At 71.8% G+C, this 20,780-nt stretch carries 21 protein-coding genes; 15 read left to right on the forward strand and 6 right to left on the reverse strand.

The window, feature by feature from the left end; translation table 11 throughout:
- Positions 1–6: 6 nt before the first annotated feature.
- The 3 genes from ACFVDM_RS22385 (at position 7) to ACFVDM_RS22395 (ending at position 5,289) form a co-directional block, all read left to right on the forward strand.
- Entirely contained in the window at positions 7–2,040 is a 2,034-nt protein-coding gene (locus tag ACFVDM_RS22385) for a biotin carboxylase N-terminal domain-containing protein (protein ID WP_383642688.1), read from the forward strand.
- A gap of 34 nt (positions 2,041–2,074) precedes the next feature.
- Complete coding sequence (locus tag ACFVDM_RS22390; protein WP_383642691.1) at positions 2,075–3,271, forward strand: acyl-CoA dehydrogenase family protein; 1,197 nt, start codon at positions 2,075–2,077, stop codon at positions 3,269–3,271.
- Positions 3,272–3,696: 425 nt separating this feature from the next.
- Positions 3,697–5,289: an AMP-binding protein gene (locus ACFVDM_RS22395; RefSeq protein WP_383642694.1), complete on the forward strand. Its 1,593-nt coding sequence runs from the start codon at positions 3,697–3,699 to the stop codon at positions 5,287–5,289.
- A gap of 58 nt (positions 5,290–5,347) precedes the next feature.
- On the opposite strand, the gene ACFVDM_RS22400 is transcribed toward ACFVDM_RS22395, so the two are convergent.
- The gene (locus tag ACFVDM_RS22400) at positions 5,348–5,722 is read right to left on the reverse strand and encodes a VOC family protein (protein WP_383642697.1); all 375 of its coding nucleotides are present in this window, start codon (positions 5,720–5,722) and stop codon (positions 5,348–5,350) included.
- 318 nt (positions 5,723–6,040) lie between these two features.
- On the opposite strand from ACFVDM_RS22400, the gene ACFVDM_RS22405 reads away from it, so the two are divergent.
- The 7 genes from ACFVDM_RS22405 to ACFVDM_RS22435 all read left to right on the forward strand — a co-directional run bounded on the left by ACFVDM_RS22405 (position 6,041) and on the right by ACFVDM_RS22435 (position 12,554).
- On the forward strand, positions 6,041–6,490 hold the full coding sequence (locus ACFVDM_RS22405; protein WP_383642700.1) for a universal stress protein: 450 nt from the start codon (positions 6,041–6,043) through the stop codon (positions 6,488–6,490).
- On the forward strand, positions 6,487–7,575 hold the full coding sequence (locus tag ACFVDM_RS22410; protein ID WP_383642703.1) for an adenylate cyclase regulatory domain-containing protein: 1,089 nt from the start codon (positions 6,487–6,489) through the stop codon (positions 7,573–7,575). The genes ACFVDM_RS22405 and ACFVDM_RS22410 overlap by 4 nt, the downstream gene beginning before the upstream one ends.
- Positions 7,576–7,727: 152 nt before the next feature.
- Positions 7,728–8,297 carry a GNAT family N-acetyltransferase gene (locus ACFVDM_RS22415; protein ID WP_383642706.1) on the forward strand — a complete coding sequence of 190 codons (570 nt, stop codon included), beginning with the start codon at positions 7,728–7,730 and terminating at the stop codon, positions 8,295–8,297.
- Between the two features lie 97 nt (positions 8,298–8,394).
- Entirely contained in the window at positions 8,395–10,092 is a 1,698-nt protein-coding gene (locus ACFVDM_RS22420) for a hypothetical protein (RefSeq protein ID WP_383642709.1), read from the forward strand.
- 159 nt (positions 10,093–10,251) lie between these two features.
- A complete protein-coding gene (locus tag ACFVDM_RS22425; RefSeq protein WP_383642712.1) occupies positions 10,252–10,989 on the forward strand; it encodes an enoyl-CoA hydratase family protein in 738 nt (245 codons plus the stop codon).
- Entirely contained in the window at positions 10,977–11,597 is a 621-nt protein-coding gene (locus tag ACFVDM_RS22430; RefSeq protein ID WP_383642715.1) for a TetR/AcrR family transcriptional regulator, read from the forward strand. Before ACFVDM_RS22425 ends, ACFVDM_RS22430 begins: the two co-directional genes overlap by 13 nt.
- A gap of 63 nt (positions 11,598–11,660) precedes the next feature.
- Positions 11,661–12,554: a DUF1963 domain-containing protein gene (locus tag ACFVDM_RS22435; RefSeq protein WP_383642718.1), complete on the forward strand. Its 894-nt coding sequence runs from the start codon at positions 11,661–11,663 to the stop codon at positions 12,552–12,554.
- Positions 12,555–12,591: 37 nt separating this feature from the next.
- Here ACFVDM_RS22435 and ACFVDM_RS22440 read toward each other — a convergent pair whose 3' ends face one another.
- The 3 genes from ACFVDM_RS22440 to ACFVDM_RS22450 form a co-directional block, all read right to left on the reverse strand.
- Complete coding sequence (locus ACFVDM_RS22440; RefSeq protein ID WP_383642721.1) at positions 12,592–12,915, reverse strand: hypothetical protein; 324 nt, start codon at positions 12,913–12,915, stop codon at positions 12,592–12,594.
- 183 nt (positions 12,916–13,098) lie between these two features.
- Positions 13,099–14,382 (reverse strand): PQQ-binding-like beta-propeller repeat protein, encoded by a 1,284-nt coding sequence (locus tag ACFVDM_RS22445; protein ID WP_383642723.1) that lies wholly within the window; start codon positions 14,380–14,382, stop codon positions 13,099–13,101.
- A 118-nt stretch (positions 14,383–14,500) separates the two neighbouring features.
- The gene (locus tag ACFVDM_RS22450; RefSeq protein ID WP_383642726.1) at positions 14,501–15,499 is read right to left on the reverse strand and encodes a MarR family transcriptional regulator; all 999 of its coding nucleotides are present in this window, start codon (positions 15,497–15,499) and stop codon (positions 14,501–14,503) included.
- A gap of 496 nt (positions 15,500–15,995) precedes the next feature.
- Between ACFVDM_RS22450 and ACFVDM_RS22455 the strand changes: the two genes are divergently transcribed.
- The 4 genes from ACFVDM_RS22455 (at position 15,996) to ACFVDM_RS22470 (ending at position 19,060) form a co-directional block, all read left to right on the forward strand.
- Positions 15,996–16,781, forward strand: a complete 786-nt coding sequence (locus ACFVDM_RS22455) for a Scr1 family TA system antitoxin-like transcriptional regulator (protein ID WP_383643232.1) — start codon at positions 15,996–15,998, stop codon at positions 16,779–16,781.
- Positions 16,778–17,017 carry a DUF397 domain-containing protein gene (locus tag ACFVDM_RS22460; RefSeq protein WP_383642729.1) on the forward strand — a complete coding sequence of 80 codons (240 nt, stop codon included), beginning with the start codon at positions 16,778–16,780 and terminating at the stop codon, positions 17,015–17,017. Before ACFVDM_RS22455 ends, ACFVDM_RS22460 begins: the two co-directional genes overlap by 4 nt.
- An 18-nt stretch (positions 17,018–17,035) precedes the next feature.
- Entirely contained in the window at positions 17,036–17,623 is a 588-nt protein-coding gene (locus tag ACFVDM_RS22465) for a hypothetical protein (protein WP_383642732.1), read from the forward strand.
- A 75-nt stretch (positions 17,624–17,698) separates the two neighbouring features.
- The gene (locus tag ACFVDM_RS22470) at positions 17,699–19,060 is read left to right on the forward strand and encodes a tetratricopeptide repeat protein (RefSeq protein WP_383642735.1); all 1,362 of its coding nucleotides are present in this window, start codon (positions 17,699–17,701) and stop codon (positions 19,058–19,060) included.
- A gap of 112 nt (positions 19,061–19,172) precedes the next feature.
- On the opposite strand, the gene ACFVDM_RS22475 is transcribed toward ACFVDM_RS22470, so the two are convergent.
- Entirely contained in the window at positions 19,173–19,769 is a 597-nt protein-coding gene (locus tag ACFVDM_RS22475) for an RBBP9/YdeN family alpha/beta hydrolase (protein ID WP_383642738.1), read from the reverse strand.
- A 56-nt stretch (positions 19,770–19,825) separates the two neighbouring features.
- Here ACFVDM_RS22475 and ACFVDM_RS22480 point away from each other — a divergent pair, with 56 nt between their 5' ends.
- On the forward strand, positions 19,826–20,218 hold the full coding sequence (locus tag ACFVDM_RS22480) for a MerR family transcriptional regulator (protein WP_383642741.1): 393 nt from the start codon (positions 19,826–19,828) through the stop codon (positions 20,216–20,218).
- On the opposite strand, the gene ACFVDM_RS22485 is transcribed toward ACFVDM_RS22480, so the two are convergent.
- On the reverse strand, positions 20,178–20,774 hold the full coding sequence (locus tag ACFVDM_RS22485; protein WP_383642744.1) for a TIGR03086 family metal-binding protein: 597 nt from the start codon (positions 20,772–20,774) through the stop codon (positions 20,178–20,180). The two genes, ACFVDM_RS22480 and ACFVDM_RS22485, sit on opposite strands and share 41 nt — an antisense overlap.
- Positions 20,775–20,780 lie beyond the last annotated feature (6 nt).

Below are 20,780 nucleotides of genomic sequence, written 5' to 3' on the forward strand. Positions count from 1 at the left end.
GCCGAGATGACCACCAGTTTCTCCAGTAACACCAGTTCCTCCAGCATCACCAGTTCCTTCAGCATCACTCGTCTGCTGGTCGCCAACCGGGGCGAGATCGCCGTCCGGATCTTCCGCACCTGCCGGGACCTCGGCATCGCCACCGTCGCCGTGTACTCCGACGCGGACGCCGGGGCCCTGCACGTCCGGGAGGCCGACACCGCCGTACGTCTGCCGGGCGCGGCCCCCGCCGACACCTATCTGCGCGCGGACCTCGTGGTGGCCGCCGCGCTCGCCGCCGGGGCCGACGCCGTGCACCCCGGCTACGGCTTCCTCTCCGAGAACGCCGCCTTCGCCGCCGCCGTCCAGGACGCCGGGCTCCTCTGGGTCGGGCCGCCGCCCAAGGCGATCGAACTCATGGCGTCCAAGACCCGGGCCAAGGAGCTGATGGCCGCCGCCGGCGTCCCGCTGCTCGCCCCCGTCGACCCGGCCGCCGTCACCGACGCCGATCTCCCGCTGCTGCTGAAGGCGGCGGCCGGGGGCGGCGGGCGCGGGATGCGGATCGTACGGGACCTGGCCGACCTGCCCGGTGAGCTGACCGCCGCACGGGCCGAGGCGCTGTCCGCGTTCGGGGACGACGAGGTGTTCGCCGAGCCGTACGTCGAGCGCGGCCGCCACGTCGAGGTCCAGATCATGGCCGACGCCCACGACACCGTGTGGGCGCTCGGCACCCGCGACTGCTCCCTCCAGCGCCGCCACCAGAAGGTCGTCGAGGAGGCCCCGGCCCCCGGACTCGACGACGCGCTGCGCGCACGGCTCCACGAGGCGGCGACCGCCGCCGCGCGGGCCGTCGACTACCGGGGCGCCGGAACCGTCGAGTTCCTCGTGACCGCCGACGGCCGGCCGTACTTCCTGGAGATGAACACCCGCCTCCAGGTCGAACACCCCGTCACCGAAGCCGTGTTCGGCGTCGATCTGGTAGCGCTGCAACTGCGGATCGCGGAGGGCACCCCGCTGCCCGCCCCCGTACCCCCGCAGCCCGCGGGGCACGCAGTCGAGGCCCGGCTCTATGCCGAGGACCCGTCCCGAGACTGGCAGCCACAAACCGGAGCACTGCTCTCGCTCGATGTGCCCGATCTTCCGGGGCTCCGCCTGGACACCGGATACACCAGGGGTGACACCATCGGCGTCCACTACGACCCGATGCTCGCCAAGGTCGTCGCCCACGCCCCGACCCGCCCCGAGGCCGTACGCCTGCTGGCCCGCGCCCTGGAACGCGCCCGCATCCACGGCCCGGTCACCAACCGCGCCCTGCTGGTCCGCTCCCTGCGCCACCCGGACTTCGCCGACGCCCGCCTCGACACGGGCTTCTACGACCGCCATCTGCCCGCCCTGACCCAGGAGGACGACGACTCCGGCGCCCGCCTCGCCGCGACCGCCGCCGCCCTCGCGGCCGCCGCCCGCACCGCCGCCACCGGGGGCGTGAGCCGCTTCGGCGGCTGGCGGAACGTGCCGGCCCAGCCGCAGCAGCGCACCTACCGGAGCGAGCCGGACGGCCGGGAGTACGCCGTCGCGTACCGCACCACCCGCACGGGCCCCACCCTCGGGACCGACGGCGCACCCCGCGTCGTCGCCGCCTCCCCGCATCGAGTGACCCTCGAAACCGGGGGCGTCACCCGTCACTTCGACATCACGGCGTACGGCGACGGGGTCCACGGGGATACCGCGTACGGCGACCGGGTGTACGTGGACACCGCGTCCGGCGCGTACGCCCTCACCGCCCTGCCGCGCTTCACCGACCCGGCCGAGCGCACCGAACCGGGCTCGCTGCTGGCCCCGATGCCCGGCACCGTCGTCCGCCTCGCGGACGGCCTGGCTCCCGGCGTGCCCGTCACCGCCGGGCAGCCGCTGATCTGGCTGGAGGCGATGAAGATGGAGCACCGCATCCTCGCGCCCGCCGCCGGCACCCTCACCGCCCTGCACGCGGCGCCCGGCCTCCAGGTCGAGGTGGGCGCCCTGCTCGCCGTCGTCACCGACGCACAGGCGGAACCGCACGCATGAGCACCGTTCTCGACGTACAGGAGGAACCGCACGCATGAGCACCGTCCTCGAAACCGAAGAGCACCAGGCCCTGCGCGCCGCTGTCGCCGCCCTCGGGAAGCGCTACGGCCGCGACTACATGACGGGCGTCGTCCGCGAGGGCGGCCACCCCCGCGAGCTGTGGGCCGAGGCCGCCAAACTCGGCTACCTCGGCGTGAACCTCCCCGAGGAGTACGGCGGCGGGGGCAGCGGGATGGCGGAACTCTCCATCGTCCTGGAGGAACTGGGCGCGGCCGGCTCCCCGCTCCTGATGATGGTCGTCTCGCCCGCGATCTGCGGCACGGTCATCGCCCGCTTCGGCACCGAGGAGCAGAAGCGCCAGTGGCTGCCGGGGCTCGCCGACGGCAGCCTCACCATGGCCTTCGGCATCACGGAGCCCGACGCCGGGTCCAACTCCCACCGGATCACCACCACCGCCCGCCGCGACGGCACGGACTGGGTCCTCACCGGCCGCAAGGTCTTCGTCTCCGGCGTCGACATCGCGGACGCCACCCTCATCGTGGGCCGCACCGAGGACGCCAGGACCGGCAAGCTGAAGGCCTGCCTGTTCATCGTCCCGCGCGAGTCGCCCGGCTTCCAGCGGTCGCGGATCGACATGGAACTCCAGGCCCCGGAGAAGCAGTTCGAACTCGTCCTGGACGACGTACGCCTCCCCGCCGACGCCCTGGTCGGAGGGGGCCCCTCCCGTTCGAGCGGGGCCGAGAATGGGGGAGAGGACGCGGGCCTCCTCCAGCTCTTCGCCGGACTCAACCCCGAACGCATCATGACCGCCGCGTTCGGCATCGGCATGGGCCGCTACGCGCTCGGCCGCGCCGTCGAGTACGCGAAGACCCGCCAGGTGTGGAAGGAGCCCATCGGCGCGCACCAGTCCATCGCCCACCCCCTCGCCCAGGCCCACATAGAACTGGAACTGGCCCGGCTGATGATGCAGAAGGCCGCCCGCCTGTACGACGACGGCGACGACATCGGCGCGGGCGAGGCCGCCAACATGGCGAAGTACGCGGCGGGCGAGGCGTGCGTCAAGGCGGTGGACCAGGCCGTGCACACCCTCGGCGGCAACGGCCTCACCCGCGAGTACGGCCTCGCGTCCCTGATCACGGCGGCCCGGGTGGCGCGGATCGCACCGGTCAGCCGGGAAATGATCCTCAACTACGTGTCCCACCAGTCCCTGGGACTCCCCAAGTCGTACTGACGGCTGCCGGGTCGTTGCGACGGTGCCGGGCCGTTGCGACGGGACTGGTTCGTTTCGACGGGACTGGTTCGTTGCGACGATGCCGGGCCGTTTCGACGGGACTGGTTCGTTGCGACGATGCCGGGCCGTTTCGACGGTACTGGTTCGTTTCGACGGTACTGGGCCGTTCCGACGGTACCGGTTCGTTTCGACGGCACCGGGCCGTACCGACGGCACCGGGCCCGCGAACCCCCACGGCCGGCATTTCCTCACCCCCGGGGTCTCCCCAAGGCGTACCGGGGGACGCCATCCTGTCCCTCCACACCGTGCGGGGGGAGCCCCGGCACGGCGGCAGCGCACGCCCACCTCCCACGCGTCGTACGGGACCGGCCGGCCCACCCCCATCCGGCCGGGACCCGCCCATCCGCACCGAAGGGACCCATCGCATGGCGCACGTGTTCCGGAGCGAGTACCCCGACGTCCAGCCCCTCGACACCGCGATCCACGAGGCGGTCCTCGGCCACGCCGCCGAGGAGTTCGGGGACACGGTCGCCCTGATCGACGGCACGGACGACACCCGGCGCCTCACGTACAAGCAGCTGGACGGCTTCCACCGCAGGATCGCCGCCGGGTTCGCCGCCGCCGGACTCGCGAAGGGCGACGTCCTGGCCCTGCACAGCCCCAACACGATCGCCTACCCGGCGGTGTTCTTCGCGGCGACCCGGGCCGGCGCGACCGTCACCACGGTCCATCCGCTGGCGACGGCGGAGGAGTTCGCCAAACAGCTCCGTGACTCCTCCGCCCGCTGGATCGTGACCGTCTCCCCGCTCCTGGCCACCGCCCGCCGGGCCGCCGAACTCGTGGGCGGCATCCGGGAGATCTTCGTCTGCGACCAGGCCGAGGGCCACGCCTCCGTCCTCGACATGCTCATCGGCGACGCCCCCGAGCCGATGATCGACATCGACCCCGCCGAGGACATCGCGGCCCTCCCGTACTCCTCGGGCACGACCGGCACCCCCAAGGGCGTGATGCTCACGCACCGGTCCATGGCGACGAACCTGGAACAGCTGACCCCGTTCATCCCCCTGGGCACGGGCCACCGCATCCTGGCAGTCCTGCCCTTCTTCCACATCTACGGGTTGACCGCCCTGATGAACGCCCCCCTGCGCACCGGCGCGACGGTGGTCGTCCTGCCGCGCTTCGACCTCGCCCCGTTCCTCGCCGCGATCGAGCACCACCGCATCAACGGCCTGTACGTGGCCCCGCCGATCGTGCTGGCCCTCGCCAAGCACCCGGTGGTCGACCGCTACGACCTCTCCTCCCTGGAGTACATCGTCAGCGCCGCCGCCCCCCTGGACGCGGACCTCGCCACCGCCTGCTCGCGCCGCCTCGGCCTCCCGCCGGTCCGCCAGGCCTACGGCATGACCGAACTGTCCCCGGGCACCCACGTCGTCCCCCTCGCCGCCGAGAACCCGCCCCCCGGCGCCGTCGGCACCCTCCTCCCCTCCACCGAGATGCGCATCGTCTCCCTCGACACCCCGGACCAGGACGCCGCCCCCGGCACCACCGGCGAGATCCTCATCCGGGGGCCCCAGGTCATGAAGGGCTACCTCGGCCGCCCCGACGCCACCGCCGCCATGATCGACCCCGACGGCTGGCTCCACACCGGCGACATCGGCCGCGTCGACGAGGACGGCTGGCTCTTCGTCGTCGACCGCGTCAAGGAACTCATCAAGTACAAGGGCTACCAGGTCGCCCCCGCCGAACTCGAAGCCCTCCTCCTCTCCCACGACGACGTTGCTGACGCCGCTGTCATCGGCGTCAACGACACCGAGGGCAACGAGATCCCGAAGGCCTACGTGGTCCGCGCCCCGTCCGCCGACGCCCTCACGGCGGAGGCCCTGATGACCTGGGTGGCCGGCCAGGTCGCCCCGTACAAGAAGGTCCGCGCGGTCGAGTTCATCGAGACCGTGCCGCGCGCGGTATCCGGGAAGATCCTGCGGAGGGAGCTGCGGGAGCGGGCCCAGGGGAAGGACTGACGGCTCCGGGGGCGGCCGGGCGCGCCCATGAGGGCGACCCGGCCGGGTTCCGTACGGGTTACAGATACGGCCGCGTGATCAGTTCGATCGCGTGCCCGGCGGGGTCCTTGAAGTAGACGCCCCGCCCGCCGTGTTCCGTGTTGATCTCGCCGGGTCGGTGCATCTGCGGATCGGCCCAGTGGGTGATCCCGCGCTCGCGCAGCCGCTGGTACGCGCGGTCGAAGAGCGCGTCGTCGAGCAGGAACGCGTAGTGCTGCATCTGGATGTCCACCGGCGGCTCGGCGAACGGGAGGAGCACGCCGTCGGCGAGCTGGACGTTGGTGAACGGGCCCCAGGACGGGGCTTCCGAGAGCTCCAGCAACTCCCGGAAGAAGCGGGCTGATTCGGTGCTGTTCCTGGCGGCGATGATGGTGTGGTTGAACGCGGCTGGCATACGGCTGACCTCATGGTGTGCGGCATGGACGGACGGACTCGCGGGTGCGCGAGTGCCGGGAGGTCCGCGTGCCGGGCCGGAGGGGTGCCTGCCGCGCACCCCGCGCGCGCTCAGCCCTCCACCGGGTAACCCGTCCGTGCGTGGCGTGATGCCGGTCCGGTGATCATGCGGTCAACGTTACGTGAGGGTCCGGCCCTGCCGCAGCCCCGCGAAGGACCCGATTCCGGTGGAGCGGGCGCGCCACCGAGTCTTGCCCGGCAACCGGCCCGCGCCGTACCTTACTTTCAAGTAAGTTTACTGCGGAGTAAGGAGATTGCCTTGGGCGCGTACCAGACGGTCCTCGTCGGAACGGACGGCTCGGAGTCCTCGTTCGTCGCGGTGGCGAGCGCGGCCCGCCTCGCCGCCGCCTGCGGGGCCGCACTCGTGATCGCCTGCGCGTACTCCCCGATGCGTGGGACCGATCTCGCGGCGGCGCAGGACCAGTTGGGCGCCGAGGCGTATCAGGTGGTGGGTTCGGCGCCGGCCGAGAGCACCCTGCGTGCCGCGAGCGACAGGGCCGGCGCGGAGGGGGCCGTGGAGATACGGACCGTCGCGGTGGAGGACGAGCCGGTCCCGGCCCTGGTACGGGTCGCCCGGGAGAGCGGGGCCGATCTGGTCGTCGTCGGCAACCGGGGGCTGCGCTCGCTCGCCGGCCGCATCCTCGGTTCGGTGCCCTCGGACATCGCGAGGAAGGCCGGGCTCGACGTGCTGATCGTGCACACCACATGAGTGCGGCGGAGGCGGAGACGGAGCCGGCCCCGGAGCCGGAGCGGGGGACCGCCGGGTCCTCCGGCGGGGACGAACTCGGCACGGCCGTCGAGGAACTGCTCCTCGGCGGCGGACGCCGCTGGACGCGACCGGAGATCGCCGAGCGGTCCGGTGTGCGGCCCGAGCGTTCGGCGCAGATCTGGCGCGCGCTCGGGTTCCCGGTGGTCGACGACGACGCGCGGGTCTTCACCGACGCCGATGTCGACGCGCTGCGGGCGGGCGAACGGCTCATCGCGGCCGGGATCATCACGGAGGAGAGCGAGACGATGATGGCCCGCGCCCTGGGCCACCATCTCTCCCGGCTCGCCGACTGGCAGACCCACACCCTCTGGAACTGGCTCGGCCGCGACCCGGACGGCGCGGGCGACGAAGCGGCCCTTATGGACCACGCCGCCGCTCTCCTGCCTGAACTGGAGCTGTTGCAACGGCACGTCTGGCGCCGCCACCTCGCGGCCCGCGCGGACCGGATGCTCGCCGAGAGGGCGCGCGAGGGCACGGCGGGAGACGTCGCGCACGAGGGTGCGGAGCCCCCGTACGAGGGCGCCGACGTCAGCCGTCTGGCCGTGGGTTTCACCGACATGGTCGGCTACACGCGGATGACCCGCGGCCTGGACAGCCGTGAACTCGGCGCGGTCCTCGACCAGTTCGAGAGCCTCATCGGTGACGTCGTCGCCGAGGGGCGCGGCAGGGTGGTGAAGACCATCGGCGACGAGGTGTTCTTCGTCTGCGAGTCGGCCTCCGCCGCCGCGGGCATCGCCCTGGAGCTGACCGCACGTGCCCGGCGCCGGCCGAGCCTGCCGCAGCTGCGTACCGGACTGGCACACGGCGCCGTCCTCAACCGGTTCGGGGACGTGTACGGAGCCCCCGTGAACATCGCGGCCCGCCTGACCGCGGTGGCCCGCCCCGACACCGTGCTGGTCGACAAGGCGTTCGCGGACGAGCTGGCGGGTACGGCCGCGTACGACCTCAAGGTGCTGCGCCCGGTGTCGGTGCGCGGCTACAGCAGGCTGCGCCCCGTACTGCTGCGGCCCGCACGGACGCGGTGAAGCCGGCGGCGGGGCCGCTGCTCGGTGACGGCTCGGCGGCGGGACGCTCGGCAATGGGGAAGGAAGGGAGGGCCATAACTGCGTGGCCGCCCGCCGCCCGCGATGCGAGGATCGCTCGACATCATGATCCCCCTCGCGCCCCGGAGGTCCGCATGGACATCGCCCCGCTGCTGCCGATGACCACACCCCGGTTGTCCCTGCGCCTGTTCACCCCCGGCGACGCCGACGCGCTGTACGCCTACCAGGGCCTGCCCAGCGTGGCCCGCTACCTCTACCGCCCTGCGCACACCCGCGAGCGCAGCGCCCAGGCCGCCGCCGAGCGGGCCGCGCAGACCGTCTGGAAGACCGACGGGGACAAGGTCTCGCTCGCCGTGTGCCTGCGCGACGAGCCCGGACTCCTCGGGGAGGTGAGCCTGTCCCTGGCCGACGCCCGAGCCGCCCAGGCCGAGATCGGCTGGACCGTCGACCCGCGCCACCAGGGGCACGGCTACGCCACCGAGGCCGCCGGGGCCCTGGCCCGGTTCGCCTTCGACACCCTGGGCGTGCACCGGCTCTACGCCCGGCTGGACGTGGAGAACGCCGGGTCCGTGGGCGTCTGCGAGCGCCTCGGTATGCGCCGGGAGGCCCACCTCGTGGAGAACGACCTCGACGGGGACCGCTGGGGCAGCGAGTACATCTACGCCGCGCTCGCGGCGGACCTCGTGGACCGTACGGGCGGCTGAGCCCGGGGCCGCGCGCGGTCGTCATGATCTTCCGTACGCGGGGGCCCGGTGGGACGATCGGGCCGGCCACATGGGGTGGCCCGAGGGAGGGGTGTACGTGTTCGGCAAGGTGGGACGCATCGTCAGACATCTGGAGGCGACCGGGGCCGGGCTGGTGCCCGATCACGCGCTCGTCGTCGACGCACCGCAGGAGCGCGCCGTCGAGGCGCTGGCGGGGGTGCGCCGGGGGGCGTACGTACCGGTCCGCGCGCTGCTCGCCGCCACGCGCGAGGAGGCGGACTGGACGCTGCGGGACGAGTGCGTGTGGAGCCTCGCCGAGAACGCGGTGGACGACGGGGCGTGGCTGGAGGCCTGGCTCACGGAGTCGCCGGACGACCCGGACGCGCTGGTCCTCGACGCGTGCCGGCGGATCAGGCAGGCGTGGAAGGTCCGCACGGGGGCGTTCGCGAAGGACGTGGGCGCGGAGCGGTTCCGTGCCTTCCACGCGCTGCTGGACGACGCGCTGCCCGTCATCGAGGCCGCCGTCGCGGCGTCCCCGGGCGACCCGGTCCCCTGGACCGCGGCCCTGACCCACTGCCTGGGGGCCGGGGCGCCTCGCGAGGTCTTCGACGCATGCCTGCGCCAGGCGCTGAGCCGCGCGCCCCACCACATGTCCACCCACAACAACGCCGTGCAGTTCCTGTCCGCCAAGTGGTACGGCAGCCACGAGGAGATGCTCGCCTACGCGGCCGGCGTCGCCGCCGACGCCCCGGAGGGCTCCGCACTCCGCGCCCTGGAGGTCGTCGCTCTGCTCGAAGTCGGCCTGGACGCGCAGCGGAGTACGCCCCGCGACCGGAACGGCGCCCCGGGCCCGGAGCAGGTCGACGCGATCATCGCCACGGCACTCGCGTACTCCGCGTCCCGCCCGCCCGAGGACCGCGAGGCCCGGCACGTCCGCAACCACCTCGTCTGGGAACTCAACCGCCTGGAGCGCTGGACCGAAGCGCTGGACGTCTACCGCTCCATCGGCCGGTACGTCACCGCGTTCCCCTGGGCGTACGCGGGGGACCCCCTGGAGAGCTTCGTCACCTTCCGGAACGAGACCCGGGCCGCGCTCGCCGCCTCCATCCCCCGCAACGGCACCGTCCCCGCCCCCACGGTCCCCCTGCCGGAGTCCGCGCAGCCCCAGGCGGCTCTGGAGATCGCGTACGTCCCCACCGGCCCGCAGCGCGCCTCGAAGGAACTGATGCTGTGCGGCGCGACGGTCCGCCTCGCCCCGGCCGGACGCTGGACGCTGATGGAGACGGCCCCCTCGCAGGAGACGCCCGGCAAACGCGGTCGCCGTGCCACGCTGCTGCGTCTCGAAGGACTGGCCCAGGTCGCCGAGACCGCCTTCGACGAGGCCGGACTGACCACCCTGGTCGCCCGGCGCGAGTCGTCCGAGGCGCACGGCCTCACCGTCGTCACCAAGGGGAAGACCACCGTCCGGCACCGGTGGGCGGGCCCCGGACAGACCCCGCCCCAGGAGACCGCGCAGACGCACGCCGAACTCCTCGTCGCGGCCGCCGGCGGCGGAGACGTACGCGAGGTGGCCCGCCTGCTGCGCGACCCGGGCGATCCCGGGGAACTGCTCGTCCGGACCCTGCACGCGCTCGGCCTCCCGCCCCTCCCGGCCGGCTTCGGTGAACGCCCCGAGATCCTGGCGGACGCCCGGGGCGCCACCGTCCACCAGGCCCGTTCCCTGTGGCAGGGCATGAAGGACTTCATGAAGGACGAGAACGAGCCGAACCCGCCGCTGGAGCTGGAGGGCAGGTAGCGGGCGGCCGAGGGCCGAGGGCCGAGGGCGTTCAAGAATCATGCAAGCACGCTTGATTGTTCTTCCCCCTGCTGCCACGCTCGGCGGGGCGCCCGCACGTAACAGGGAATCCGTACCAAGGAACCCGCGCCACGGAATCCGCACCAAGGAGAGTGATCCATGAGCCGGCTCGCCCCGCCCGCCCACGAGCGCGGGATCACCACCCTCACGCTGGACTCCCCGGCGAACCGCAACGCGCTGAGCGCGCCCCTGGTCGGCGAGCTGTCCGACGCGCTCGACGCCTGCGCGGCGGACGAGGCGGTCCGGGCGGTCGTCCTCACGCACACCGGGACGACGTTCTGCGCGGGGGCGGACCTGAAGGCACCGGCGGACCCGCACGACTTCGTCGCGCTGATGCGGCGGATCGTGACGCTGCCGAAGCCGGTGGTGGCCCGGGTCACCGGGCACGTCCGGGCCGGCGGGTTCGGGCTCCTCGCCGCGTGCGACATCTCCGTGGCGGGCCCGGAGGCGACCTTCGCGCTCACGGAGTCCCGTCTCGGCCTGGCCCCCGCCGTGATCTCGCTGCCCCTGCTGCCCCGCATGGACCCGCGCGCGGCGGCCCGCTACTACCTCACCGGTGAACGCTTCGACGCGGCCGAGGCCGCCAGGACCGGCCTGGTGACCCTGGCCGCCGATGACGTGGACCAGGCACTCGTCCCCGTACTCGACGGACTGCGCCGGGCCTCGCCCCAGGGGCTGGCCGCGTCGAAGGAGCTGGTCACGGCTACTGTGCGGAGGACTTTCGACCAGTACGCCGAAGACCTCATCGCCCGCTCAGCGGCACTCTTCGCCTCCGACGAGGCGAGGGAGGGCGTGACGGCCTTCCTGGAACGCAGGGATCCCGCATGGCTGCTGTGAGCCCCACGAACTCCACGAACCCCGCAGGTCCCCCGAACGCCAAGTCCCCCAAACAGGACCGCAGTCGGGCCACGCGGCTCCGCCTTCTGGAAGCGGCCGTCGCCTGTCTCGCCGAACACGGCTGGGCGGGCTCCACGGTCTCCGTCGTCGCCATGCGCGCGGGCGTCTCCCGGGGCGCGGCCCAGCACCATTTCCCCACGCGCGAGGACCTGTTCACCGCCGCCGTCGAGTACGTCGCCGAGGAACGTTCCGCCGCCCTGCGCGCCCTGCCCGTCCAGGACCGCGCCGACGTCGTCGCCGCCCTGGTCGACCTCTACACCGGCCCCCTCTTCCGCGCCGCCCTCCAGCTCTGGGTCGCCGCCTCCAACGAGGACCAGCTCCGCCCCCGCGTCACGGAACTCGAAGCCCGCGTCGGCCGCGAGACCCACCGCATCGCCCTCACCCTGCTCCGCGCCGACGAATCCCGCCCCGGCGTCCGCGAAACCGTGCAGGGCCTCCTCGACATGGCCCGCGGCCTCGGCCTCGCCAACGTCCTCACCGACGACACCGCCCGCCGCCGCCGCGTGGTCGCGCAGTGGGCGGCGCTGGTGGAGGGGGCGTTGGGCTGAGGGGCGTTGGCGTGAGAGGGGCGGCCCGGACCGTTGTCGGTGGCGGGGCCTATCTTCTCGGTCATGGATCACCAGGAAGAGTTCCGCCGGGCCGCCCTTGATGCGGGCATCCCGGACGACGAGATCAGCCGCTTCGCCCAGCACCTCCGCCTGACCATCGGACTGTCCGCGGGTGGCGCCGGCACCGTGGTGGGGCACCTCGGCGGCCTGCCCCGCCTGCCGGTGGACACGCCGTGGCCGTCCGCCGGGGACGCCCCGCTGCCGCTGCTCCTCTCCGTCGACTGCGCCGCGCTGCCGCGTATCGACGGCTTCCCCCTGCCGGCGGACGGAACGCTCCTCTTCTTCGTCGACCAGGAGAAGGACCACGAGGACACCTCCGGGAGCCACGCCCGCGTCGTACACGTACCCCACGGCACCGAAACCGTCCTCGCGGAAGCCCCCGATCCCTCCTGGGCCCGCGAACCCGCCGACGTCACCGCCGCACTCGGAGCCGAACTCCCCCTGTGGCTCCAGGAAGGCGACGAGGACGAGGACTGGCACGAGTTCTGGGAGGACCTGGAGTGGGACGACATGTCCCCCTTCCAGCAGCGGCTGGCCCAGTACATGGAGGACGAACTGCCCCACCTGGACGACCTCCGCACCCTCGCCCACGGCCTCTGGCCGTCCGGCGGCGGCATCGTCCTCGGCGGCTACGTGGACCACGAGGTCATCGGCCACCTCGCCGAGCAGACCCTCGCGGGACGCGAGAAGGAGGGCGAGATCCCGCCCATCCCGATTGCCCAGTGGCCCACCCACCTGGAGAAGGAGACCCACCGCCTCGCCACCGAGTGGATATCCCTCGCCGCTCAGGGCCGCTCCTACGAGGAGTACTGCACGAGCTTCGTGATCCGCCACGACGACCTGGCCGCCCTGCGCCTGGACAAGGCCCTGCCCATGACCCGCTTCGAGGCCCCCTGACCGGCCCGCCCCCCCGCCTTCCGTGACCGGGTGACGCCTACACGAACTCCGCCCATATGAACGCCGCCCGGTACGCCCGCCGCACCGCGTGACCGCCCCGGTCGCCATCCACCCGGGCCCGGACCAGGGCGGCCACGAACAGCAACAGCACCGCCCCGCCGACCACCCCCATCACCACGAACTGCCCGACCACGGCGAGCACGACCAGCACCACGGCCACGAGCCCCGCACCGAAATGCGCCTCCTTCAGCACCACCGGCGCCGCCAGCCGATGCGCCTTCCGCCGCGCCCTGCGCTCCGCCCGCTCAGCGGCGAGGCGCCGGTCGCGGACGTCCTGGGGCTCGTTCTCGTCGAAGTACATGGGTCCCCCTGACAGCCATGTGGTGGGTGAGGGACAGATTCTCACCAGCCGGTGAGCGGCGGAAGCGCGGTCACTGCGGGGGACCGCCGATGGCGAGCGCGAGCTTCCACATGCCTGTGGACGAGTTCGCTTCCCGTTCCTTGCCCTCCGGCGCCAGCAGCCGCGCCCGGCGGACCGCCTCGGTCACCCCGTCGCCGCGTTCACCTCCATGTCGATGTCCACCGACGCGTACTCGTTCATCACATACCCGCTCGCCCCCTCGTAGAGGCCGCGGTCCTTGCCCGTGCGGGCGTCGAGGATGACGCCGTCGATGCCCGCGGAGGCGTAGACGGCTCCGTGGAAGGCGTTGTTGACCTCGGGCTTCTTCCGGGAGGGGTCGTCTGCGGAGATGGTCCAGAGGACCTTGTGGGTCTGGGCGTCGATGCCGTGTACGGCTTCCTTGTTGTCGCAGACGACCACGGACTTCTGGTCGTAGTAGCAGTGGAAGAAGGAGCCGGATTCTCCGCCGGGGACGAGTGCGCCGGTACGGCTGTCGCGGAGCGATCCCGCGATGAAGAAGCCGCCGCCCACCTGATCGATGTCCACGCCGGAACGGCCGCCCTGCTTCCAGCGCTGGGCGCCGTCCGCGAGGTCCAGTCCGGCGAGGGCGAGGTCTTCGTTCTCGGAGTTCCAGCCGGTCAGCACCTGGAAGGTGGATTCGGGGCCGAGCTGGGCGCCGACGACGACACCGCTGTCCAGCGCACTGCCGGAGAAGCCCTCCTTCTGCCAGACGGTCCGGTGGGTCTTCAGGTCGACGGCGTACGTGGTGGCGCTCTCGCCGTCCTCGCTCGGGGTCGGGTTCGTGTCGGTGAAGACCCTGACGACCGCCGTACCGTCCTCGGCACCGATCACGGCCGGTTCCAGATAGCTGACGGTCGCGCCCTTGGGCGCGGGCAGGCGGGCCGTCCAGGAGACCTTGCCGGTGTCGGCGTCGACGGACCGCAGATAGACGTCGGTCCGGTCGGGCGTGGTGCCCGAGCCCTTCGTGTCGTCGGCGTACGCGAAGAGGACGCCGGTGTGCCCGTCCTGCTCGGCGAAGACCGGAGGGATGGTCTGGTCGTCGCTCGGCTGCCCCTCCTTGCCGGTGTAGTAGTCCTTGCGGCCGATGTCGGAGGACCAGAGCCTGCGCCCGGAGCCGGTGTCGTACGCGTCGAGGGCCGCGGAGGTCCGGTGGTAGAGCGTCGGCCCGCGCAGGGCGAAGCCCCAATCCTTGATGTCCTCGTCCACGGGCAGCTGTACGCTCTTCCCGAACTTGGTCGGCGGATCGTACGCCTTTGCCTTGACCGGCGGCTTCGCCGCCCCCGCTGCCCCGGGAGCCGCCGCGTCCGCATCCGCGTCCTTCCCGGACGATCCGCCGGAACAGCCGGCCAGGCCGATGCCCGCCAGCGCGATCGCGAGAGTCAGATGAACGGCATGCCGGTGCTTCACTCGCACAGTGGTCCTCCCCGTGTGGTCAATTCCGGGGAAGCCTAGTGGGGTTGTGGATGCTCGGTCCTGCGCATAAAGCCTCATGACGGCCCGTCAGCGTCTGCCGATCGCGCGGAACTCACCGGTTCCTGAGCATCCCCCGCAGCCCGTCCACGAGCGCGTGGACGTCCCGTTCCCCCTCCGCACCGCTCACCGTTTCGGGCGCCTCCGGCTCCCGGCACGGACGGCACAGGCCGTCGGGCAGGGCGTCGGCGGGACCGGGGACGCGGCAGGAGGTGCACTCCAGCATGGCGTACTCGGTGGCGGTGGCCGTGGCCACATCGGCGGGGGAGGGCTCCGACGGCGGCGCGGGCGGGATCTTCTTCAGCAGCCGGTCGCGGGTGAACCCCCGGGGCGACCCGACGCTGGCCGGAAGCCCGGCCGTCAGCGCCTGGACGAGGTACTCCGTGCTGACACCCCGCGCCAGCCACTGGGCGGCCAGCGGAGCCAGATACGCGCAGTCGTCCGCACTGAGCGGCAGCCGGGCGTCCAGACGGCCGAGCTGGGTGAGCGCCTGGTACGCGGGGGAGACCGGGGGCTCCTGGGGTGCGGGAGGCGCGATGGGCCTGCGCGGGGCGGGTACGGCTACGGCCTCGGCCTCCCGTACGGGCGCGCTCTCCGGGGCGTACGCATCCTCCGGCACCGCAACGGGCACTGCCTCCGGCACCGCCTCGGGCGTCGTCGTCGCGACCTGCCCCGCCCACCACTCGTTGTCGCGGGCCGTCCGGGACCAGTACGTACGGAACACCCATCGCACCTCGCCCCCCGTGCTCACCACACAACGCACGCGGCGCAGATGTCCGGCGACGGAGAGGGCCTTCAGGGCGGAGGCGATGGCCTGCTGGCCGTAGAGGGGGAGCTGTTTGGCGAGGCTCTTCACGCTCATCGACGCCCCCTCGGGCAGCCGCTCGATGAACCCGGCGATGTACCGCTCGCGCGCGGGGAGGAGGGCGAAATCGGTGGGGGATGAGGGGTGTTGATCAGGGGCGTCGCGCTTGCCGTAACCGGGAGTCGCCATCGGGTACGGGGCCGGTCCTGCGGGCGCGAGCGGGGCGGGGCTATCGTCGTGTGCAGCCATGAGATCGACTTTCTGAGATCGAGCGATCTTGGGTCAGGCCTCGGCGGGTGTGACTACACCTGTCGGGGCCGTCTTGGTTTGTGTTCTCGCACCGTAGACAGCCGCCACGTTCCGTCGCAAGCCGTCACCATTAGTCATACTTGCTCGCCGTTACGGGTAGGGGAGGCGGGGAGGGCTTCCCTTAAACCCCTGTATTTCCGGCCCAGTTAAAAAGCGGCGCTCGAACCTCGCGGCTCGCGCCTCGGAGCCCGTATCCCTAGATCCGAGCCCCGGGCCGACCTGCGGTCACGGTGCGGCCGGACGCGTACGGGCGGGGCCCGAAGCTCGGCACCCGGGACTCGGGTCCCGGGTGCCGAGCCCCGAGCTTCGGGGCGTCCCCCGGGCCTCCACCCGTACAGATTTCTTGTACGGGTCGGGCAGGCGTGAAGTACGGGTCGGCATGGGCAATGGGGACCGTATGCACCCCAGGAACTGGCAGCGCAAGAACGCGTCGGCCATGAAGCTCGTAGGCAAACTCGTCGCCCGCTTCCGCGTCGAGGCCCGACTGACCCAGGCACAACTGGCCGATCTCGTAGGCGTCCAGGTCGAAACCATCGCCTCGATCGAACAGGGCCGCCGCGCCCTCGTCCCCGACCTCGCGATCCGGCTGGACGAGCTGCTCTCCACCAAGGGCGCCCTCGAAACCGCCGTGAAGCACCTGCCCGAGATCGACCTCATCCCGGCCTGGGCCGAGCAGTACATGGACCTGGAACGAACAGCGCTGTCCCTCTCCTGGTTCGACAACCAGGTGCTGCCGGGGCTGCTCCAGACGGAGGCGTATGCGCGGGCGGTGTTCCGGAACCGGGTTCCGATCTTCAGCGAGGAGAAGATCGCCGACCAAACCGCTTCCCGGTTGGAGCGGCAGGAGATTCTGCGCAGGGCTTCTCCGCCGACCATCAGCTTCGTCATCTGGGAGCCGGTACTGATGCTCCAACTTCTCGACGACGAGCACCACAAGGAGCAGTTGCGCTACCTGCGTGCCTGCGCCGAGCTTCCTGGAGTGTGCCTTCAGGTTCTTCCGCTGAACTCACGCGTCCACGCGGGCCTCGCCGGACCCTTCACCTTGCTGGAGACTGCCGACTTTCAGCGGATCGCCTACTCCGAAACGCAGCGCGGGAGCATGCTGATCGCCGACCCGGATGAGATCAGCATCCTCGCCCAGAAATATGCGATGCTGCGAGCTCAGGCCCTCACTCCTGAGGAGACCCTGAGGCTGTTGGATCGTTTACTGGGAGACGCATGAACACTGCACGCGTGTGGTTCAAGTCCAGTTACAGCAGTGACGAGGGCGGGCAGTGCCTCGAAGTCGCGTACGACTGGCGGAAGTCCAGCCACAGCGCCGACGAGGGTGGCGCCTGCGTGGAGGTCGCCACCCACCCCTCCACCATCCATGTCCGTGACTCCAAGAACCCCGAGGGCCCCGAGCTGGGCATCGCGCCCGCCGCGTGGGCGGCGTTCACCGCGCACGTCGGGAACTGAGAGGGCGGCGGGGCTGACGTGGGGGACTACTTTCAGACCGTCGTGGACCTTGACGCCACCGAGGAGGAGGCCGCCGGTCTCGGCGCCCGCGCGCTCGACTGGCTGGTGGCCGAGGGGATCGTCGCCGCCGAGCGTACGGACTGCGTACTCGGCGGGGGCGGCTTCGGGCATGCCCCCGGGCCGCAGTACGCCCGTGCCGTCGACGATCCGGAGCCCGTGAACCTGTGGTCCAACGGGCTCCGCATCCAGACCGGGCGCACCGTCTTCGACAGCGGCCAAGGGGAACCGGAAGCCGCCCGGTGCCCGCTCTGCCGGACCGACGTCCGCTTCGTGGACGACAGCTGGAACGAGATCGACGGAGCCTGGGACCCGTTCAAAGGCACCTTCGAGGAGTGGAGCGAGGGCGGCGGCCCCGGCCTCGTCCACTGCCCCGCCTGCGAACGGCCCTCCGGGGTCGACCGCTGGACCTGGGAGGACGACTACTTCGTCTGCGGCACCCTCGGGTTCACCTTCTGGAACTGGGCCGAGCTGACCTTCGACTTCACCCGGGACCTCGGCCGCGCGCTGGGCGGACACCGGACGGTTGTGCTGCGGGGGAAGCTGTAGGCGAATCGGCTGTCGGACGGGGGGGGGACCACCCCTTCCGCGAGCGCCTCTGTCCTGGGGCTAGGGTGCGCTGTCGTGGACGCTGACGACCTCGACTACCGGACCCGCACGCTGACGGGCTGCATACCTCCCACTCTGGTCGCGAAGCTTCTGGAACGGGGCCACGAGCAAGAGGTGGAGTTCCAGGCCGGGCGCGCGGAATGGTTCTGCGCACAGGAATGGGCGCGGTTGCTCGGACAACGGGACTGTCAGGAACAGGCGTTGGAGGTGCTGGCTCCGTACGTCGCCTTGAAATGGTGGCCGGCGGTCCAGGGGCAGGCGGAACTGCTGGAGGACTGGGGCCGGGCCGAGGAGGCGATCGCGCTCGCGCGTCCGTACGCGGAAGCCGGTGACCGGCTGGCCCTGGAATTCCTCGGACGGCTCCTCGCCCGCCACGGAAGGAGCGGCGAGGCGTTCGCACTGCTGCGAACCGGAGTGCGGGACTGGTTCCTCGCCCGGTGCCTGGTCGATGTCGCCGAGGCGGCGGGCCTGGACGACGAGGCGGCCGCCCTGTTGGAAGTACGGCTGGACGCGACGGAGCCCGCCTGCGACGACCCCGACTGCGGCAACCTCCGGAGAGAACCGTTCAACGTGATCGACCTGCTCGCCACGATCAGGGAGCGCCAGGGCCGCACCGACGAGGCGATCGCGCTGCTCCGCACCCGCGAGACCACGTCCGTCAACAACCGCGACGAGCTCGCCGAACTGCTGGCCCGGCACGACCGGATCACGGAACTGCGCGCCTACGCGGCATCCGACGACCACGGCCACGGCGTGCAGCGCCTGGCCGAGGTGCTGGAGGAACGCGGCGACGTGGACGGTGCCGTCGCCGCCCTCCGGGCGTTCGGCGCGGCGAAGGGCATGTGGCAGGTGATCGCCCCACTGTCCGACCTTCTGAGCCGGAATGGACGGGGCGACGAAGCGATCACCGTGGTGCGCGCATTTGCCGATGGGCCGAACGGCGCGGAGGACTGGATCGTCGACATGCTCTGCACCCTGTACGCGGACCACGACCGGCCCCGGGAGGGCCTGGCCTTCCTCGATGCCCTCAAGGCCCGCAACGGCGGCCGGGAGGACTGGGACTTCTTCCGTATGCGGCTCCCGCTCATGGCCGAGTGCGGTCTGCTCGACGAGGCGGTCGAGCAGGCTCGGGCTCACCCGGAGGGTGACTCCCCGTACGCGGACTGGGCCCTGTCCGAGGTGCTTTCCGACGCCGGGCGCACCGAGGAAGCCGTCGCCCTGCTCGAACGGCACCCGAGGGAGAACAGCCACCGCCTCGCCGACCGTCTCATCGATCTCGGTCGCATCGAGGACGCCGTACGCGTTCTCCAGCGGACCTGGCCCAAGCCTCCCGTCCCTGTCTTCGACGGCTCGTACTCCACAGAGCCACCGTTCTGATCGTTCGGGCCCTCGCCTTTCGTTTGCTCTGTTCTTTCTTTCGTTTCGATCACTCTGATCGTTTCGATCGTTCCGGCTCTTTCGATCACTCGGGACGGTTCATGCCGCGTCCTCACTGCGGGCAGCGCACATCCCGCAGGGCTACGGCGTCGAGGGCCGCCGGGAGCGACGTCACCCCGTCGGACGCGAGGAAGTGACCCGCTCCGGGAACGATCCGGGCCGTGGTGCCCAGGAGAGCGGCGAGGCGGTCGGTGTGGGCCGGCGGGACATAGGGGTCCGCGTCCGAGCGGAGCACGGTGAGGCGGTCTACGTGGCCGGGTATCGCGCTCGGGTCCAGGGGATTGCCGATGTGGTCGATGTAGGAGTCCAGGGCCGGAAGGGCCGGCAGCGTGTCGGTGAACCCCGCGACGAGCACGAGCGCGCCGATACGCCACCGTCCCGTCAGGGCCGAGAGATGGCCGAGGGCCGTCACACAGCCAAGGCTGTGGGCGATCAGGACGGTGTCCTCGTCCGGAGTGCCGATCGCGTCCGCCACGGCGGCCCGCCAGCGGTCGGGGTCGGGCGCGCCGGGGTCGGGGAGGGCGGGGACGGTCGTGGGGATGCCACGGGCGTCCAGCCGCGCGGCCAGCCAGCCGAACCAGTGGTCCTCGGGCGTCGCCCCGTAGCCGTGGATGATCGCGGCCCGCTTGCGGGTTGTCATCGGTGTCATGGCGCTGGACGGTATGCCTTCACGTCGGCGTGAAGGTCAAATCACGGGAGGACCGGGTGCGCATCAGCAGGCTCGCCGTGCTGACAGGAGTGTCAGCACGGGCGCTGCGCCATTACGAGGACCGGGGACTCCTGGTCCCCGCGCGCGACCCCAACGGCTACCGCGCGTACGCCGAGACCGATGTCCTACGGGTGGCCCGCATCAGGACGATGATCGCCGCGGGGCTCGGAACGGCGGTCATCCACCGCTATCTCGACTGCGCCACTTCGGGCGAGGACGGTGTGGTCCTGGAGATGTGCCCGGGTCTCCGGGCCGAACTGGACGCCCTGGCGGAACGCCTCGACGCCGAGGAGACCCGGATCAGGAGGACGAGGCAGCGCCTTGCGGCGCTCGCCTCCGCCCGTACCGTCAGCTCTCCGGCCAGCCCGGTGACCGTCCGAGGAGCGTGAGGATCCGACCGAGCCGATCGGTCGTGTCCCCCGCTTCCCGTACGGGTCCGAACTGGGCGTCCTCGCGCTCCCGCGCGTCACCGGCGGGGACCTGTTCGGCGATCGGCAGCACGGCGTCCAGCAGCTCCGCGTCGAACTCGGCCCGGACCCCGATCGACGCGGCGACGTCCCAGCCGTGCACCACGTAGTCCAGGAAGTGAAAGCCGATCGCCTGCCGTGCCGGGAACATCTGACCGCCGCGGATCTCCGGGAGCCAGAACGAACGCTCCAGCACGCCCTCTTCGGCGAACGCGGCCGTCACCTCCGCCGCCGACGCCGCGAACGTCCCCGCGGGATCGTCGTCCACCGGCCGGTCGTCCCAGACACCGCGATCGCGGGTCTCTCCACGCGCCGCCGCGGCGAAACCGAAATTCTGACCCGTCATATGCGCCAGCAACTGCCGCAGCGTCCACTCCCCGCAGGGCGTCGGCCGGTCGAGCATGCCGGCGTTCACCTGGTGGACGAGGGATTCGGTGATCTTCAGCGCACGTGCGTCTAATTCACGTATGTCCGTCATGACGTC

This window comes from Streptomyces sp. NPDC057682 (assembly GCF_042799575.1).
Lineage (GTDB): Bacteria > Actinomycetota > Actinomycetes > Streptomycetales > Streptomycetaceae > Streptomyces.